Here is an 18,214-nt window from a genome sequence, read left to right as displayed (position 1 = left end):
GGGGTGATGATATGGATTCGCTAAAGACCAAAATAACAGCTGCCACGGTGTGCGTTATTGTGGCAGCGATGAGCATCGTCGCTTTTTTAGGCGTGACAGCCCTGAGGAATATCGGCAATCGCTATGCTGACCAAATGCTTTTGCTGATGTGCGAGACTGGACAGAAAAATCTGGATGCTTATTTCCAGAGCGTCGAGCAGTCGGTGGAGATGGTTTCTGCCTACGTGGGATCCGACCTGAATGGCCTGGAGGATGAAAAGCTGCAGGCGCACCTGGAACGGACCGGTGATATCTTCAACAAGCTGGTCCATAAAACCAACGGGGTCCTGACTTATTACTACCGCATAGACCCAGCGGTGTCCCAGAATGTCAAGGGCTTTTGGTATGTGGCCAATGATGAAGGCATCGTCAGGCATGAGGTGACGGATATATCCCTTTACGATACCAGGGATACCTCCAAGCTGGTCTGGTTCACTGTGCCCAAGGCCAGCGGCAAGGCTGTATGGCTGCCGCCATATTTCACGGATAATCTGGGAGCGAGAGTGTTTTCTTATAATGTCCCTGTTTACTATGGCGGAAGGTTTGTGGGGGTCGTGGGCATTGAGCTGGATTACTTTGTGGTGGCAAAGATTGTAGATAACATCACGCTGTATGACAACGGCTATGCCTTTATCAATGATAAAGAGGGGAATATCATCTATCATCCCCGCATGGATGTCATGACCATGGAGGAGCAGCCCCAGGTGCCGGAAGGACTTCTGAGCAAGAACAAGTTCATCCACTATGTTTTCGAAGGTGTTGAAAAGCAGGCCGTCTGGCTTCCCCTGAGCAATGGCATGCGCCTGAATCTAACTGTGCCTGTGGAGGAGATAAATGCAGACTGGCAGAGATGGAGCCAAAAGATCATCACGATCTTCGCGTTGCTCCTGGGCTTATTTATCCTGATCATCAAGGTCTTGATAGGCCGTATCATACGCACTTAGCAGACATAGCAAGGCCCCCAGCGAGCATGCGTAAGGTCTTGCTCAGAAAAATATACCATGAAACAGGGCAGGAGCGCTTTGGGGTTCCTGCCTTCTTTGCTACTGTGGTTGTTGACATCTGAAAGACTTTTGCTAGAATTGAAGCAAAGAAGAAATTTTCCATGAAAGGGGGGGAGGCTATGAAGCAGCATTATATAATGCCCGTGGGGGTGGATGACTTTCGGCAGGTGCGGGAAGAGTATTACTATGTGGACAAGACGGAGTTCATCAAGACCTTGATAGACGGTCATGCCAAAGCCACCCTGATCACCCGGCCCCGGCGGTTTGGCAAGACCCTGGCCATGAGCATGCTTTATTATTTCTTTTCCAATGAGGCGGCAGAGGACAATCGTGTACTGTTTGAAGGCACCAGGATAGAAAAAGCTGGTGAGCGGTATATGGAAGAGCAGGGGTCGCGGCCGGTTGTGTTCTTGAGTCTCAAGGATATCAAGGCATTGGACTTTGACAGACTGTTGGCTGGTTTTGAAGAACTGACAAAGAACACTTACAAGAAATTCCGTTACTTGTTGGAGGGGGACGCACTTTTCCCAGAGGAAAAGAAGGTATTCCAATCTATTCTGGCTATGGAAGCGAATCTAAGGGATTTGCAGTATTCTCTTAGCAATTTGGTGGAATATCTGAAGCGCTTCCATAAGAAAAACGTGCTGGTGCTGATAGATGAGTATGATGCCCCCATCCAATCGGCCTGGGATTATGGCTATTATGGTGAAGCCATTGATTTTGTGCGGAACTACCTGAGCTCTGTGTTGAAGTCAAATCCCAACCTGGACTTTGCCGTGCTGACAGGAGTGCTCAGGATTGCCAAGGAGAGCATCTTCAGTTCGCTGAACAATCTGGAAGTGGCAAGTGTGGCTTCTGGAGGGTATTTGGATTCTATGGGCTTTACCTTTGCAGAAATACAGAAGATGGCAGCTGACTTCCAGGTGGAGGAGAAACTGCCTGAAATCAAGGAATGGTATGATGGATACAATTTTGACGGGCAAGAAATATACAATCCTTGGTCGGTCATAAGCTATTTCAAGCATGATTGCCGTCCTGCTGCCTATTGGGTCAATACTTCGGGAAATGCCATCTTGCAGCATATGTTGGAAGAGGCTACTCCTGCGCAGACAGGAGAACTGGCTACGCTTTTGCATGGACAAGCCGTATCGGCAGAGTTGATGGAAGGTGTCATTTACAAGGATATTTATGCAAACAGCGATGCTTTGTATTCGTTGCTTCTGAATACCGGTTATCTCACCATGGTCGATTTTCCTGATCCATATGCAGATGATGATGAATGCACCGTGAGGATTCCCAATCGGGAAATACGCAGTTTATTCAAGAAGGAAGTCATGCGCCATATGTCAGGCCAGGCTTCGGATACAAAGCTTTTGAAGAAATTGCTGCAAGCGTTGCTGGGTGGCGATGTTTCGGAATTTGAGGAACAGCTGGGGAATTTCCTGAGACTTATGGCAAGTTTCTACGATACAGCTGCAAAAGAGAGTTTTTATCACGGTCTGGTGTTGGGGCTGTTAGCTGCCTTGATGCCACGTTTCGAAGTTGTGTCCAATAGAGAAAGCGGCTATGGCAGATTTGATGTTGCCATTTTCCCAGGCAAGAACCAGACCGCTGGTGCCTTGCTGGAATTCAAGGTGGCGGAAAAGGAAGAGGATTTGCAGGAACGGGCAATTGAAGCTTTGGCACAGATAGAGGAAAATGAGTACACTGCAGAATTTGAGCGGCGCGGGGTACAGGATGTCTGGCAGTACGGCATAGCTTTTTGCGGGAAAACGTGCCATGTTGAGACGAAAAAGTGATATGAAGAAGGGCAGGAGCTTTTCGCGTCTCCTGCCCTTCTTTTAGTTATTCAGTTGCTCTCATCCCATACCGGCACCGGAGCGCCGAAGGTCTCTGAGTCGAATTTCCCTTCTTCGCTTTCGAAAGTCTCAAAGGCCTTCTGCACCTTGTTGAAGCCTAGGTAGAGAAGGGGCAGGTTGCAGCAGACCATGACGATGTTGGCGAAGTCGCTGAGGTTCCAGAGAGCGCTGAGGTCGAAGCCTGCTATATTCGTCACCATGCCGAAGGCCAATACTGAGAGGTTCACCAGGCGGACTGCAGTGATGAAGGCCCTGTGGTTGGAAATCTGCCGGGCGCAGATTTCGGAGAAGGACAGGAAGCCCAGCAGGCAGGTGAAGGCGAAGATGCCGAAGCAGACGCTGATGACCAGCGTGGCCAGGCCGTAGCCGGAGCCGTCCCCCAGCATCTGGGCGCAGGAGGCAAGGAATTTCTCCAGGCGGCCCAGTTCAAACCAGGCGGCAGAGCCGTCCTTCAGCCAGGCCTGGCCCATGATGAGGACGAAGCCGGTCAGGGTGCAGATGACCATGGTGTCCAGAAAGACGCCGATGGCCTGGATAACGCCCTGCTCGCAGGGGTGCTTGGCATTTGACACGGCGGCAGGCATGGAGAGGGTACCCTGACCTGCCTCATTGCTCATGAGGCCGCGCTTGATGCCCTGGGAAAGGGCGATGCCAAGGGCGCCGCCGAAGATGGGCTCAGGGCGGAAGGCTTCTGTCACCACCACGTAGAAGAACCAGGGCAGGAGCTCAAGGTTCATGGACACCATCACCAGCACTGCTGAGACATAGACCACTGCCATGACGGGCACCAGCACATCGGTGATGCGGGTGATGCGCCTGAGCCCTCCGAAGATGGCAAAGGTGGTCAGGCCCATGAGCAGGAGGAAGAAGCCCCAGATCAGAGCGCCGTCTGCGGCCAGTTCCACACCTGTCACATTCTGGGTGATGGCTGCCATGGCAGAGATGGTGTTGAAGCCCTGGGCCGGGATGCAGAGCAGGGCATAGATGATGTAGAGGAAGCTCAGAGCGCCGCCGATGATGGCTGCGCCTCCCAGGAGCTTCCTGCCGTAGCAGGGCAGGCCGCCCACATATTCATCTCCCTGTTTTTCCTTGTAGATCTGGGAGAGGGTGGATTCCACAAAAGCCGTCGCCATGCCAAAGAACGCGGACATCCACATCCAGAACAAGGCACCGGGACCGCCGGTGGAAACTGCTCCCGTCACCCCCAGGATATTGCCGGGACCTACACGCATGGCGGTGGACAGCAGGAAGGAGGCCAGGGGGCTGATGCCCTGCTCCTCCTCCCTGTGCTTTTGGAGCAGGACCTTGAGGCCGTAGCCAAAATACCTGACCTGCACAAAGCCCAGCTTCAGGGTGAAATAGATGCCTGTGCCCACCAGCAGGATGATGACCAGAGGCAGTTCTCCGATAATGGGCAGGCTGGCATACCAGTCAAGATTGGTGGGAAAGCCCCACACCAGGTCGGCCAGTTCCTGGAATACAGCGCAGACGCTGCCGATTAGTTCATACATAGCAAAAACCCCTTCCAATAATTCTGGCAACTTTTCCCCCATTTTAGCATAACTGTCCTGATATGAATATGTGAAAAAATGACTAATAGCATGTAAAATTGTAACATTTTCCCTTTGCTGCCGCCTTCACCTTTCGTTGTGGAGGTGTAGAATGAGTACGGCAGACGGCCTCCTGCGTCAGGGGGTTGCACAGCCAGTTGATTTTAGGGATAATAGGGGAAGCAAAGGAAGTGGTATTTTGGATGATTCTGTCCTGCGGCTTGTTTATGTACTGACAGACTTGATAGCTCCCCTGGCGGTGGGCTATTGGTTGAAGGAAAGGCAGCTGGTATCGGAAAAAAATATCAACCGGCTTATCAAGGTCAATGTGCGGCTGGTCTATACCATGCTGTCCCTGCTGTCTTTCTGGGTGCTGCCCCTTTCCTGGGACCTGGCCCTTATTCCACTCTATGGCTTTTTGTTTATCCTCTTTCCGGGGGCCGTGGGGGTGGTGCTGGGGCGGCGGTTCAAGAATCTTTTGGTGCGTGGCTCCTACATCGCCAGTGCCATGCTGGCCAATATCGGCACCCTGGGGGGCGTCTGCGCCTTCATTCTCTACAACGAGACGGGCTTTGCCTATGCCCAGCTCATCGGCACCTGCCAGAACATCATGCTGGTGCTCCTGGTGTTCCCCATGTCCCAGTATTTCTACTTGAAACAAAACCGGCTGCCCATACGTCAAGGCAGCCGGTTGCACAGCTTTATGAAAATGTTTTTCTCCTGGAACCAGCTGTCCCTACTGGGCATGATGGCGGGACTGGCCCTGCAGGGGCTGGGGGTGGAGCGTCCGGCGGAGCTTGCCCCGTTCTTCCAGAGCCTGGTGCATATCGGCGCCTGGACGGCCATGATGCCCGTGGGCTATCTCATGGACTTTGGCAGGGCAAAGCATTATCTCAGATACACGATAGATCTCTGTGCCATCAGGTTCTTTTTGGTGCCGGCCTTCATTTTCTTCTCCAGCCGGCTGGTGTTCCGTGACCCGGTGCTCCTGAATACCTTCATCATCCTGGCCTCTACTCCCACTGCCATCAATGCGGTGCTGGCCTCGAAGCTCTATCAGCTGAGGACGGATCTGGCGGTGTGCTCCTTTATCCTCACCACCGCAATCTATTTGCTGGTGGTGTTCCCCCTGCTGTTCTATCTGCTGGTTTAGCCTTCGATGGACGTGACTTCTGCAATCACGAGGCAGTGGCCTGCCTCTCCCTTTTCCGGAGTGTAGAAGGGCAGAGCGCATTCAGGATAGTTTGCCTTGTCCAGCTGCTGCATGAAGAGTTTTTTGCAGACGAGTGTTTCTTTCGCCTGTTCGTAGGTCACGCCCCCTGTGAGCACTTTGGGGGTAAAGCCTGTTTCCTTAGCCTTGTCCGTGTCCCGGCCTGATTTGCTGCCGAAGACGGCCAGGGCTTTTTTGTGTGCTTCGTCATAGAAGGAGAGGGTCAGTTCCTCATGGCGGGTGAGGAATTCATAGGTGTAGCGCAGGGGCTTGACTACGAGGAAGAGGACGGGCTTGCCCCACATGGTGCCCATGGCTCCCCAGCTGACGGTCATGCTGTTGTAGTCACCTTCCACGCCGGCGGTGAGGATGGCCCAGTCCTTGTCCATTTTTGTGAAGGGGTGAGTGGTGAAGTCCTGAATATTCATGTGCACAAAATCCTTTCATTTGCAAATATGTATCGAATCTGGAAATATTTTAGCAAATTTTCCGCTTCTGTCCAAGGGGGCTTCTGGGTGGTGAAAAAGGTCACTCATCATAAATCTTATAACCGTCCCTGCCGCTTTCTTTCACATCATACAGTGCCCGGTCAGCTTTATGGAATACTTCCTCGTAGGAGAGCCCGGGTTGGTTTATCAGGGCGATGCCGATGCTGGCAGAGAGGGGAGGCTTCTGCACCGGGTCCAGGTTGTGGGCGGCGGTCATGAGGCGCTGGGCGAAGGCGTGGAGGGCTGGTTCGGGGATATTGCGCAGGTAGAGGACGAACTCGTCTCCCCCGAAGCGTCCCACGATGTCCCGGTGGCGGGTAAGGCGGATGAGGGAATGGGCGAAGTCCCTCAGGATATCATCTCCGTACTGGTGGCCCTGGGTGTCGTTGGCTTCCTTGAAATGGTCCAGGTCGGCGATGATGAAGGCATCGGAGACCTTCTCTGAGGAGGTCAGGGAAGCGAGGGTCTTCTTCACATATTTTTCCATGGCGGCTTTGTTCAGCACGCCGGTGAGGGCATCTGTCTCTGCCTGCTCCTTGTATTCATCACGGGATTTTTCGGCCTTCCAGAGCTCCTGCAAGGTGTCCTCCAATTCCTGGTTGGTCTGGGTGAGGATCAGGCGCTGGCGCTTTTCATCCCTGTTGTGATGGATGGAAAAGATCAGGGTGGTGATGAGTAGCAACAGGAAGCCTACAGACAGGCCGGATTGCAGGGGATAGTGGGTGAAGAGGTAGTAGAGGGAGAAACTGGGATGTGTATTCAGGCTTCTGGCCCGCACCAGTTTGTCCACCTGTCCCGTGGTGAACTTGAGGATGGATTTGTTCAGTACGGTTTTCAGGATGGGGGGCAGGTGCCTGCTGATGACGATGCACACGGGGATGTTCATATAGCTGGTGGGGACAGTCATCAGGGTAGGATACATGAGCAGGGTCCGATCTGCCTGCAGCCTCAGGATATCGATGAGCGTATAGTCAGCTTCCCCCCGCTTCACCGCTTCCAGGCAGTCGGAGATGTCATCGTAAAGGCGGAACTCCCAGCCAATCAGCTCGTTCTGCAGGTATACCAGCCCTGAGGGGGACTGGGATTTCACCAGAGCCAGCGTGTGCGGCTCACTGGCGAACTTGGTGAAATCTGCCGAAGTGGGGCCGATGAAGGTCATTTCCTGAAGGAATAGGAGGTTGGTGTAGGCAAAGCTGCTGTAGTTCTTGATATGGGCAGAGTAGGTGTCGATGATGAGATCGGCCTGGCCTTCCTTCAGAGCTTTCACAGCATCGTCATAAGTGGAGTAGTGAAGGAAATCAAAGGAAAGGCCGGAGTTTCGCTCCATCTGGCGGAAGAGATCCGGGTAGATGCCCTGCACATCGTCCATGGAAGTGGTGTACTCCACATAGGGAGGCGCCTCACCGAAGAAGGCTACCTTGAGGGGCTTGCTCCTACTGATGAAGGAGCTTTCTTCGGGGGTATAGGTGGTGATCAGGGGACGCATGTGGGCCCTGAATTTGTCTTCCAGGAGCCTTGTGTATTCGGGATTCTCCCGTTGGAGCAGTTTCGCGGCCCTGTCCAGGTCTTCGATGAGGTGCTGGTTTTCCTTCAGTCCGGCTATGTTGGTGGGCAGCAGATCAAAGGCCATGAGGAAGCTTTCCTCGTCGGTGATGTTGGTGGCGCTGTCCAGCACCAGGTCGATTTGTTTCGTGCGCAGGGCGTTCAGCACTTCATCCTGATTCGCGTAGGTGTGGAATTGGGGGTGTATCCTGTTCTCCCGGCAGAAATCAAGGAAAGTATCGTTGATGAGCCGGTTTTCATACAGGCCTACGGAGGCCCCGTCCAGTTTGGAAATATCATGGGAGTGGAAGCGCTCTTCATCTTCCCTGGTGTAGAGGGCCAGAGTATCCAGGAAGAAAGCGTGCTTGCTGTAGACCAGTTCGTCCTGCCGCTGGGGATTCACTTCCATGGGCAGCAGCAGGTCGACGTCATGCCGCTTCAGGCGCTCCACGGCCTCCTGAGGGGGGATTTCCACCAGCTCGTAAGTCCAGTCCAGGTACTTGGCCAGCTCGGTCAGGTGCTGGCCGTAGAAATGGCGCACGTCTATGGAATTGGCTATGGCAGAATCGGGGTGCAGGTAGCCGATGCGGATGGCTACAGGGGCAGCCTCATGAGCTGATGGAGGCGGCGGTGCCTGGGTGCCTGAAGGCCCGTTGGTGTCGTGCCACAGAAAGATGGAGAGTACCAGGGCTGCCGCCAGCAGAGGCACGAGTAAGATTTTGTATGTCATGGTGAAGGCACTCCTCAATAGTCTGGGGGATTTGTAGATAATATTTGCCACAGGGCGGGAAAATCCTTCCCCTTCAGAGAGGTTTTATCCACAAGGGAACATAGATGCGAAAGCCGCTGCTGTGGATAATTACGCCATTATCAGCTGCTTATCACCGACTTATCCACAATATCCACAGCAAAAACTGTGCACAGTGTGGATAAGTTGTTTTTTTGCTCGCTATAATCTGAAAATATCGTGGAAGGGACAAGTGTCCTCCTTGTTGGCCTGTGGATATTTATGCTATATTAAATAACATAAATGAAAGTCCCGTCGCTCCGTGAAAAAATATGGGGCGGCGGGAAGGATTTTTAGGCCCTTGTGGTTAAATATCGAAGTTAAGGAGAGAGTTTCCATGCAGATATTCAAGAACGACTGGGAGGGGCTGCTGGAGCCTGAAATGCAGAAGCCTTATTACAGGGAACTGCGGCAGTTTCTCATAGGTGAGTACCGCACCCACCGCATTTATCCTGATATGTACTCCATCTTCAACGCCCTGCACTATACGGCTTATGAGGATGCGAAGGTGGTGATTTTGGGACAGGATCCCTATCACGGTCCGGGGCAGGCCCACGGCCTTTCCTTCTCTGTGCTGCCGGGAGTGCCGGCGCCGCCGTCGCTCCTTAATATCTTCAAGGAGCTGCAGGATGATCTGGGATGCACCGTGCCCAACAACGGCTGCCTGAAGCCCTGGGCGGAGCAGGGTGTGCTGCTTTTGAACGCTGTGCTCACCGTGCGTGAGCATCAGGCCGCCTCCCATCAGGGCCATGGCTGGGAGCAGTTCACTGACCATATCATTGAGCTCCTGAACCAGCGTGAGAAGCCCCTGGCCTTCATTCTCTGGGGCAGTCCCGCCCGCAGGAAGAAGTCTATGATCACCAATCCCCGGCATTTCATCGTGGAAAGCCCGCACCCCAGCCCTCTGTCCGCCTTCCGTGGATTCTTCGGGAGCAGGCCTTTTTCCAGGGTGAACGAATTTTTGGTTAAGACCGGCCAGGAGCCAATAGATTGGCAGCTGCCGGATCTTGAGTGAGGGATATGGGCAGGGCAAAAGCGGAACGTGTGAAATTTTTTCGCAGGAAAAATTTCAAGTGAAGCGTTGCCCTGCCCATGCCCCGAACGCCTTATCATTAATTATTGAAAAGGGGTGACCCCTCGTGACTTTGTTATTTTTTGCCGTCCTGCCCATTCTCTGGCTCATTGTGGCCCTGTCGGGGCTGAAGATGGCGGCCTGGAAAGCCTGCCCGGTGGCACTTATCCTCTCATTCTTCGCCAGCGTGGTCTATTTCGGCATGCCTTCCGAGTATATGATGAGCGCCATGCTGGAGGGCACGGCCCTGGCCTGCTGGCCCATCCTGCTCATTATCACCGCCACTATCTACACCTATCATCTGTCGGTGCATACGGGGGGCATGGATATCATCAAGGCCATGCTGGCTTCCGTCAGCTCTGACTACCGGGTGCTGATCCTCCTCATTGCCTTTGGCTTTGGCGGGTTCCTGGAGGGTATGGCGGGCTTTGGCACCGCCGTGGCTATCCCAGCCAGCATGCTGGCTGGCATGGGCATAAATCCCGTCAGCGCTGTGGGGGTCTGCCTGGTGGCCAATTTCGTGCCCTCGGCCTACGGTTCCATCGGCATACCGCTGGTGACTACGGCGGGCATCATGGGCACCAGCGCTGTGCAGCTGGCCACCTATGTGGCTTTGCAGACTGCGCTTTTGGGACTTTTCTGCCCCTTTATCATGCTGGTGATTGCCGGAGGCGGCCTGAAGGCCCTGAAGGGCATGGTGCCAGTCTGCTTTGCGGCAGGTCTCAGCTATGTGCTGGCCCAGCTGGTGGTATCATATCTGATGGGGCCGGAGCTGGCCGGTGTGGCAGGGGCTATCTGCACCATGGGGGCCATTATCGGCACCGTGCGCCTCTTTCCTCCTGAGGATGCTGACTATGTGCTGGAGCAGGAGGCGCGTCCTGCCATTGACAGCAAGACCGCCCTGGGTGCCTGGCTGCCCTTCATGCTGATTTTCGTCCTGCTGCTCATCACCAGCAAGCTGGTGCCGGCGGTGTACGATTCCATTTCCCAGATCCGCACCTCTGTGCTGATCTATCAGGGTGAGGGAGGCACTCCCTACACCTTCCACTGGATTGCCACTCCCGGCATGGTGATTTTCTTTGCCACCTTCCTCAGCGGCTTCATCATGAAGACGCCCCTGTCGGATATGCTGCAGGTGCTGAAGAAGACCTTTTTCAGCCTCAAGCCTACCTTCATCACCATCATCAGCATCATCGCCACGGCGAAAGTCATGGGCTACAGCGGCATGACCACCACCATTGCTGACCATACCGTGGCGGCTACGGGGCTGATGTATCCCGTTATCTCCGCTTTCATCGGCTCGGTAGGAGGCTTCATCACCGGCTCCTGCACCAGTACCTGCATCCTCCTGGGCAAGCTGCAGATTGATGCGGCCATTGCCATCGGCGCAGGGGAGAAAAGCCAGATCTGGATTGCCGCCGCTAATGCGGTGGGGGCCTGTGCCGGCAAGCTGGTGGCCCCCCAGAGCATCGCCATCGGCGTAGCCGCCATCGGCGCCGCAGGCAGGGGCAGCGAGAGCAAGATACTATCCATGACCATGAAGGTCTATGTCCCCTTTACCATTGCTTTGGGCATCCTGGTTTACCTGGGCAGCGGCATGCTGGACTGAGAAAACCAGGGCTGAGATTGCATAGTGATACAAGTTATGTGGAAAAGAGGTATGAAGAAAATGAGTACCACGACAAAAATAGGAATAGGTCTGGTGACTGTCCTGGTCCTGCTGTTCGGAGTTGCATATATGTTCATGGGCTCCCAGTACATCACCAAGAGAATCGGCGGCACTACCACCATAGACCTGCCGGAGGGGAAGAAGCTGGTGCCCTATACGGTCCAGTGGGAGCCCAACGGCAGCCATATCTGGTACCTGACGGAGGACGCAGAGCCCGGGTACAAGCCCAAAGCCTATACCTTCCACGAATCCAGCAATCTGGGGATACTGGAAGGAACGATTATTTTCCAGGAAAAGTAAGGACCAAGCATAGCAGTACAAAAGGAGCGTGGGGAAATGTTCAGAGTGCTTTTCCTTTCCTTGATGGTGATGCTGGGCAGCAGTGCTTTCTGCCTGGCTGGACAGGCGGTTCAGGAGCAGGTGGAGCCAGCGGAGAAGACAGCTTTTGTACTGCCGCATAAGCATTCTGTGGCTTGTTACAAGACCACTCCGGAGCCTGTGCAGATTGTCTGCATCCTGGACCGTTCCGGCTCCATGCGGGCCCTGACGGAGGATACTATTGGCGGCTACAACTCCTTTTTGGCCAAGCAGCGGCAGGAAGAGGGCCGGGCAGAAGTCACGACGGTGCTCTTTGACGATAAGTATGACAAGATTGTGGAGGCTGTGCCCCTGGACAAGGTGCCGGAACTTACCTCCAAGGAATATTATGCCCGTGGCATGACTGCCCTTTTGGACGCCGTGGGCAGAACCATCGTGGACAAATTCGCTGCCATGGACAAGGAGGGAATCTGCCCTGCCAAAAGGCGCGTGCTGTTCCTCATCATGACGGATGGCAAGGAAAATGACAGCAAGGAATATTCACGGGATACAGTGAAAGCCATGATAGAGGAAGCGTCCAAGGATTACGGCTGGAACTTCATCTTCATGGGCGCCAACATTGACTCTGTGGCTGAGGCGGGGGCCTTGGGCATCAGCGCCGACCACGCTGCAGATTATGCACATAATGCCCGTGGCGTGCAGCAGTCCTTTGACAGGATGAGTGCAGCTGCCACGGAAATGAGAGAGACCGGCAGCGTCAGCGAAGCCTGGAAAAATACTCCGTGAGAGTGATATCAAGCAGCAAAAAGCCCTGTTCAGACGGAATTTGCATCTGAACAGGGCTTTCCTTATGCACTTAGCTGGCCTTGGGAGCCTTCTTGGCAGGGGCTTCGGAGACGGCGGCTGCGGCGATGGCAGCCTTGGCACTCTCGCGGTCCATGCCAGTGACGTTCACATTGCGGGTGACTTTGGCATCGTAGCTGTCGGCCTTCATGATTTCGGCGATGTCTACGCCGGTGGACTCCTTGATGGTCTGGATGGTCTGGGCCATGATCATGGGCACGTTGCCGGACATGGTGGCTACGCCGCTTTCACCGCTGTTGCCGAAGATGGTGACCTTGTCGATGGTGCCCAGAGGCTTGGCCACCTCGGCGGCAACTTTCGGCAGGATTTCAATGGCCATCTGGGCCATGGCGGCCTTGCCGTATTTCTTCAGGGCTTCTGCTTTCTTGTCCATGGCGGCTGCTTCTGCCTCGCCCTTCAGGCGGATGGCTTCTGCCTCGGCCTGAGCCTTGGCGGTGATACCGGCAGCTTCCTGCTCCATGGCGTACTTCTTCGCCTCTGCCTGGGCCTTCTGGGCTTCGGCATCACGCTGCTGTTCGTAGAGCCTTGCTTCGGACTCGCGCTGGCGCTTTGCCAGCTCTGCCTCAGCCTGCTTGCTGATGTTGTACTTCTCCGCATCGGCCTTTTTCTGTACTTCGGCAGCCAGTTCCTGCTCGCGGACGGCGACCTGCTGCTTGCGCAGGGCTTCTTCACGATTGGCCTTGGCGATTTCTGCATCTACAGTGGCAGTCTCGATGGCCTTGCGCTGTTCCTGTTCCTGGATGGCGTAAGCGGCATCTGCTTCTGCTTTCTTGATATCGGACTCACGCTTCAGCTCTGCCTTGCGGATGGCCAGCTCATTCTGGCGCTGGGCGATTTCCAGCTCTGCCTTCACCTGGGCATCGTTGGCTTCCTTGGCAGCTTCAGCCTGCTTCACGGACACGTCCCTGTCTGCCAGAGCCTTGGCAATGGAGGCGTCCTTGCGGATGCGGGCCGTATTATCGGCGCCCAAATCGGTGATAAGGCCCGTCTCGTCGGTGATGTTCTGGATGTTGCAGGAAATCACTTTGATGCCCAGCCGCTCCATGTCCTGGGCGGCTGCGGCTTTCACCTGCTCGGAGAAGGAATCACGGTTGGTGCTGATTTCCTTCAGGGACAGGGTGCCCACAATCTCACGCATATTGCCTTCCAGAGAATCACGGAGCTGGTCGGCGATTTTTTCCGGGGGCAGGTTCAAGAAGTTCTTGGAAGCCAGCAGGCGGGCTTCGTCCGTGTCGTCCACGGAAACCTTGGCCACGGCGTCCACCTTCACGTTGATGAAATCATTGGTGGGCACGCTCTGCTGGGTGCGGATGTCAACGGTCATCTGCCCCAGGAAGAGCTTATCCACACGCTCCAGCAGGGGGACCTTGACACCGCCCTGTCCTACCAGCATCCGGGGCTTGGCCCTCCAGCCGGAAAGGATAAAGGCCACATCAGGCGGGGCTTTCACCCAGCAGGTCAGGGCAATGGCCATGACGGCCAGGGCAAATATAGCAGGTAAGATCAATATTGACAATAGAATTACACCCTTTCTTCGTATACTGGTATTTTGGTCATCTATGATGAATCTGCCTGGGCAGATGGTTTTCCTCAATGGCCCGGTCAAGTTCCCCCTCAATGACTGAGAACTCAATGGAGCGTGCCAGGTTATTGTGCCCTGCAAGGCTTTGTGCCTTGGCTTCCATAAGCTCATTTATCTTTCGAAAGGCAAAGATAAACCGCTGTGACATTTGTTCCGTCAGAGCCCCGTGGTGCTCCCGCAAACTCTCAAGATAGGGCTCAAGGTACTGGAGGCAGCGGGTCTGGACAAAGAGGTTGTATTCCTCACGGGTGGGGAACAGGGGGGCAAGCTTGTCCAGTTTGTCCTGTATCCTGCCCATCTCCACATAGAGGGAGGGATAATCGCCGCCTGGATAAATGCTCTCGAAGACTTTTATCTTGTCGGTGAGCTCCTTGAAGGGCCAGCGTATTTCTCCGCCCAAAATCAGCGGAAGCTTGCTCTCTGTCTCCAGGCGGCTGAAATAGAAGTCCCGCAGGTAGCTGTGGAATTCCCGGCTCATGAGCTCCAGCACCTGCCCCCGGTCAAGCAGGTAGTAGTGGAGCCCTTCATCTTCGCCGTCTGCAAGGTCATCGCACTCACTGAGGCTGTCTTCCACGATCTGCCTCAGGAGCCGCGCCTCCGGGCGGCGGTCATTCTTGAAAAAGTCCGGGTTCTTCCCAGGTTCCAGCAGCACCCGCAGGGCGTAGTAGCGCAGGAACAGGGCCTCGCCGCAGCGCCCGTCATAGTCCAGCAGCCGCCCGGACTCCGTATAGGCGGTGCTGGAAGTGAGTTTTCCTGACCGATACTGCCGAAAAAGGACTGCCAGCTCTTCACGGATAAGGCTGAACTCACAGTTCTCCCTAAAGTCTCCCATTAAACTCTCTCCTCAAGAAAATTGCCATAAGATCACCGCAACTTCCTCGTAATAACGAGGAAGAAGATGTCCCCCACCTCTGCAGGTAGAGGTGGCGAATATCATGACAGATGGTGAGCACATATCTCCCGCCTCGTTGAAACGCCAATAGGAAGTTTTGCCTACGGCAAAACTGGAACAACGGCGTTATAAGAACCTATATCAGTTATATTACACGCCTATTATTAGATTTTCCTTAGATTCAGTAAAATTTATGGATAAAATTTAAGGTTGGAAGGATAAATTATGAGTATAATAGTCTTAGATAATATGACTTAGGGAGTGAGATCATGGATTTTTGCAGGGAAATATTGGAAGATTTGAAGGCGGGAAGGCTCAGTGTGGAGGAGGTGGCTCTGAAGCTGAAGGCAGAACCTTTTGCGGATATTGGCGTGGCCAAGTTGGATTTCCACAGGAAGCTGCGCAAGGGGGCCCAGGAGGTCATCTATGGGGCGGGGAAGACGGCGGAGCAGATAACTGCCATCTTGCAGGCCATGAAGGAGCGGCAGGCTTTGCCGGTGCTCGTTACCCGTCTGGAGGAGGAAAAGGCGGCAGCTATACAGCAGCAGGTACCGGAATTTATCTATCACCCGGAGGGCAAGGTGGGCATCCTGGGGGATATGCCTGTGCCTGACGGGAAGGGAAAAATCCTGGTGCTCACCGCCGGTACCAGCGACATTCCCGTGGCAGAGGAGGCGGCCCTCACGGCGCAGTTCCTGGGCAATGAGGTCGTGCGCTGCTATGACGCGGGGGTGGCGGGGCTGCACAGGCTGCTGGCCCATCTGGAGGAAATCATGGAAGCCCGGGTCATCATCGCCATTGCGGGCATGGAAGGAGCCCTGCCCAGTGTGGTGGGGGGGCTGGCTTCCTGCCCGGTGTTGGCAGTACCCACCAGCGTGGGCTACGGGGCTTCCTTCGGCGGTGTTTCGGCGCTCCTGTCCATGCTGAATTCCTGCGCCAGCGGCGTGTCCGTGGTGAATATAGACAATGGCTTCGGGGCGGCCTTCCAGGCCAGTTTGATAAATCACCTGCCATAAAGGCGGGCTTATGAGCCTTTGGCTGACTATCATCAGAAACCTCTGGCTGATATATAGCGAAAGCCCCTGAGGAGCACGTCACTGGAAGAGGTCCTGGAGGATTTTCTTTGATATGTCAATCGCATGACAAAAAGGGCTGCTGCACGTCTTGCGCGCAACAGCCCTTTAAGGGAGGTTGTATTGCTATTTATATAGCCCGGGGTCAATCCCTCAGTTCTTTTTACGGATGTTAAGGGTATCCGCCATGCATCGGAGGGCGATACTCCTTTGCAACGTTTCATATTGTACCATCATTGTCTGAAAAAAACATTAAAGAGAAATTAAATTTAATAATTTATTCCTGAGGTGTGTCGTAGTGGTCTGTATGCAGGAATTCGTTGCTGATGCCCTGGCCGTTTTTCGTCCAGACCCGGTAGACGGAGGGGGTCATGGAACTGCCCTCTGTCTGCAGGGTGATCTGGCAGCCATTCAGGTCGGCTCTGGTGCCTGCCACGTAGATGGTGACGGTGGTGCCTGAGCAACTGGAAAAGAGATAGACATTGTGGGGCAGCTGGTTGCGGAAGGTGAAGTCCAGGAGCCCGTCTGCCACGGTGGCATCCCTGCCCGGGGGGCAGTAGGTGGAGGGGAAGAAGTGGGCGGTGCGCTCCACGGGGGTAAGCCCTGCCAGCAGTATGGCGTTGTAGAGAGTGGAGCTTACCTGGCACACGCCGCCGCCGCTGTCCTGGGCTAGCCTGCCGTCAATGATGACCCCTGCGTCACGGAAGCCGTTCTCCCGGGTGCGGGTGCCGACGGCGTTGTTGAAGGAAAAGACTTCGCCGGTACGCACCAGTCGCTGGTTCAGTTTGCCTGCGGCCAGCTCGATGTTGTGCCCCCTGTCCCCAGGGGCGTAGCTGGTGGTGTAGCTGGCGAGGATGGTGTCCATAGAGGAAAGGTCAGAGTTCTTGATGGAGGGGGCGTTGACCTCAGGGGTGATGGCCAGCTTCAGGGGCAGGTGCAGCTCCTTCAGGTAGAGCCCAATCTTTTCCATGAGCTCTGCCTGAGGTAGGGACGAGCCATTGTGCCCGGGGTGCAGCTGGAAACTGCCGTCTGCCTGCAGGGTCAGATAGGCATCCTGGGGCTGCACGTTTATTTCCCGGCCAATGGCAGCCAGCTTCTCCTCCACGGCCTGGGCATCATAGGTGACTTCAAGCGCGATATCTCTTTTGACCGAGGCGCTCTCCAGCTGCTCGGCTGCGTTGGCGGCGAAGTTCTTCTCCGGATCATGTCCCACCCGCCAGGCGGCTTCGGCGGCCTCGTCTGCGTGGACTTCCAGCCCTATGTCCTCGGGGCTGTACTTCCAGGTCTTGTCCTTGTAGGTGAGTATCAGGGCATCTTTGTCCAACTTCTTGGCGGCCAGTTCCCGGAAGAAGTCCTGCACCTGCTCACGGCTCATGCCGGACAGGCGGTTTGCCCCATAGTAAACCCCCATGGCTACCCGGTTCTGGTTCACCACCGCCATGACCACAGAGGGGATGGCTACTGTCAGAAGGGCACAGACCAGGAGGGCAAATAGTATATATTTAGTCTTGGTATTCAGAGTGCTTTTCACCTCTTTTTCATGCTTGCTAAGGCCATCATAGCATAAGGACAGGAGAAAAACAACGGCTTTTGACGGCAGGGCAAAGGCGGGATAGAATAAGAGCAGGAGGGAGATCGATGGAAGAAAAAACTTTGATAGGAGACGGGGAAAACGAGCTGATGTTTTCCTTTGGCAAACTGGTGCTGACACTTCAAAGGGTGGGGGCAGACTATCTGCTGGTCATCGCTGGTGGCAGGGCACATCTGGGGTGTGTGGTCATGGCAGAGCCGCGTCCCTCCCTGACAGGCGCTGGCAGGAGCAGCACTTCCTCGGTGCTGAATGCTTCCGGTCACAAGGACGAGCTTATCTGCCGTCCGTTGGCAGAAAGACTGGCGGCCCGGAGAAATGCCCGGGTTGTCTGTACTGGCGGAGTCCATATAGACGAAATAAGCCCCGCCCAGCTGAAAGAGCTGGAGGAGGCTTTGGAGAGGATAACCTTTGATTAATGTTTGACAGCTTTGGGGTCGTCTACATACTCGATGGAGTCCAGCATCTGCTTCATCTGGCCCCGTATATTACCCAGGTATTCGGCGTATAGTTTCTTCTGCTCGGCAGTTTCCTCTGTCGTAAGGCCGTCACTGCGCTTCTTGCGGGCCAGTTCGTTAATGCGGGCAATCATTTCTTTGGTAATCATGCTTGTTATCTGTATCCTTTCTGTGGTATATCTTGATAAAAAATGAATAATAGCTGTATAATATTTGCAT

The 18,214-nt window shown here is 54.6% G+C and carries 16 protein-coding genes; 9 read left to right on the top strand and 7 right to left on the bottom strand.

The genetic code is table 11. From position 1 onward, the window contains the following. Positions 1-11 precede the first annotated feature (11 nt). Both P159_RS0104505 and P159_RS0104500 read left to right on the top strand, forming a co-directional pair. Positions 12-983 carry a cache domain-containing protein gene (locus P159_RS0104505; RefSeq protein ID WP_051650108.1) on the top strand — a complete coding sequence of 324 codons (972 nt, stop codon included), beginning with the start codon at positions 12-14 and terminating at the stop codon, positions 981-983. 179 nt (positions 984-1,162) lie between these two features. Then, positions 1,163-2,842 (top strand): AAA family ATPase, encoded by a 1,680-nt coding sequence (locus tag P159_RS0104500; protein ID WP_185753600.1) that lies wholly within the window; start codon positions 1,163-1,165, stop codon positions 2,840-2,842. Positions 2,843-2,892: 50 nt separating this feature from the next. On the opposite strand, the gene P159_RS0104495 is transcribed toward P159_RS0104500, so the two are convergent. After that, positions 2,893-4,413 carry an amino acid carrier protein gene (locus P159_RS0104495; protein ID WP_029541827.1) on the bottom strand — a complete coding sequence of 507 codons (1,521 nt, stop codon included), beginning with the start codon at positions 4,411-4,413 and terminating at the stop codon, positions 2,893-2,895. Positions 4,414-4,651: 238 nt separating this feature from the next. Here P159_RS0104495 and P159_RS0104490 point away from each other — a divergent pair, with 238 nt between their 5' ends. Beyond that, positions 4,652-5,605, top strand: a complete 954-nt coding sequence (locus P159_RS0104490) for an AEC family transporter (protein ID WP_029541825.1) — start codon at positions 4,652-4,654, stop codon at positions 5,603-5,605. On the opposite strand, the gene P159_RS18375 is transcribed toward P159_RS0104490, so the two are convergent. Both P159_RS18375 and P159_RS0104480 read right to left on the bottom strand, forming a co-directional pair. Further along, positions 5,602-6,090, bottom strand: coding sequence for a flavin reductase (locus P159_RS18375; RefSeq protein WP_037376870.1), 489 nt, complete (start codon positions 6,088-6,090; stop codon positions 5,602-5,604). The two genes, P159_RS0104490 and P159_RS18375, sit on opposite strands and share 4 nt — an antisense overlap. A 100-nt stretch (positions 6,091-6,190) precedes the next feature. Next, positions 6,191-8,422 (bottom strand): GGDEF domain-containing protein, encoded by a 2,232-nt coding sequence (locus P159_RS0104480; protein ID WP_029541819.1) that lies wholly within the window; start codon positions 8,420-8,422, stop codon positions 6,191-6,193. 394 nt (positions 8,423-8,816) lie between these two features. On the opposite strand from P159_RS0104480, the gene P159_RS0104475 reads away from it, so the two are divergent. The 4 genes from P159_RS0104475 to P159_RS0104460 all read left to right on the top strand — a co-directional run bounded on the left by P159_RS0104475 (position 8,817) and on the right by P159_RS0104460 (position 12,324). Then, positions 8,817-9,494 (top strand): uracil-DNA glycosylase, encoded by a 678-nt coding sequence (locus P159_RS0104475; RefSeq protein ID WP_029541817.1) that lies wholly within the window; start codon positions 8,817-8,819, stop codon positions 9,492-9,494. A 124-nt stretch (positions 9,495-9,618) separates the two neighbouring features. Further along, positions 9,619-11,160: a lactate permease LctP family transporter gene (locus tag P159_RS0104470; protein WP_029541816.1), complete on the top strand. Its 1,542-nt coding sequence runs from the start codon at positions 9,619-9,621 to the stop codon at positions 11,158-11,160. Between the two features lie 51 nt (positions 11,161-11,211). Beyond that, entirely contained in the window at positions 11,212-11,520 is a 309-nt protein-coding gene (locus P159_RS0104465) for a hypothetical protein (RefSeq protein WP_029541813.1), read from the top strand. Between the two features lie 36 nt (positions 11,521-11,556). Beyond that, positions 11,557-12,324 (top strand): VWA domain-containing protein, encoded by a 768-nt coding sequence (locus P159_RS0104460; protein ID WP_029541811.1) that lies wholly within the window; start codon positions 11,557-11,559, stop codon positions 12,322-12,324. A 70-nt stretch (positions 12,325-12,394) separates the two neighbouring features. Here the strand turns inward: P159_RS0104460 and P159_RS0104455 are convergent, their stop codons facing one another. Both P159_RS0104455 and P159_RS0104450 read right to left on the bottom strand, forming a co-directional pair. After that, on the bottom strand, positions 12,395-13,876 hold the full coding sequence (locus P159_RS0104455; protein WP_051650135.1) for a flotillin family protein: 1,482 nt from the start codon (positions 13,874-13,876) through the stop codon (positions 12,395-12,397). 79 nt (positions 13,877-13,955) lie between these two features. Beyond that, entirely contained in the window at positions 13,956-14,816 is an 861-nt protein-coding gene (locus tag P159_RS0104450) for a hypothetical protein (protein ID WP_029541806.1), read from the bottom strand. A 329-nt stretch (positions 14,817-15,145) separates the two neighbouring features. Between P159_RS0104450 and larB the strand changes: the two genes are divergently transcribed. Further along, a complete protein-coding gene (gene larB / locus P159_RS0104445; RefSeq protein WP_029541804.1) occupies positions 15,146-15,892 on the top strand; it encodes a nickel pincer cofactor biosynthesis protein LarB in 747 nt (248 codons plus the stop codon). A gap of 334 nt (positions 15,893-16,226) precedes the next feature. Here larB and P159_RS0104440 read toward each other — a convergent pair whose 3' ends face one another. Beyond that, the gene (locus tag P159_RS0104440) at positions 16,227-17,480 is read right to left on the bottom strand and encodes a VanW family protein (protein WP_051650106.1); all 1,254 of its coding nucleotides are present in this window, start codon (positions 17,478-17,480) and stop codon (positions 16,227-16,229) included. A gap of 107 nt (positions 17,481-17,587) precedes the next feature. Here P159_RS0104440 and P159_RS0104435 point away from each other — a divergent pair, with 107 nt between their 5' ends. Continuing rightward, entirely contained in the window at positions 17,588-17,956 is a 369-nt protein-coding gene (locus tag P159_RS0104435) for a hypothetical protein (RefSeq protein WP_051650105.1), read from the top strand. Here the strand turns inward: P159_RS0104435 and P159_RS0104430 are convergent. After that, positions 17,953-18,144, bottom strand: a complete 192-nt coding sequence (locus P159_RS0104430; RefSeq protein ID WP_029541799.1) for a DUF896 domain-containing protein — start codon at positions 18,142-18,144, stop codon at positions 17,953-17,955. The genes P159_RS0104435 and P159_RS0104430 overlap by 4 nt on opposite strands. Between the last annotated feature and the right edge of the window lie 70 nt (positions 18,145-18,214).

The sequence above is a fragment of the Selenomonas sp. AB3002 genome, from assembly GCF_000702545.1.
Lineage (GTDB): Bacteria > Bacillota > Negativicutes > Selenomonadales > Selenomonadaceae > Selenomonas_B > Selenomonas_B ruminantium_A.
Note: the sequence above shows the minus strand (reverse complement) of the source record. Positions and strands in the feature narration are given on the sequence as shown.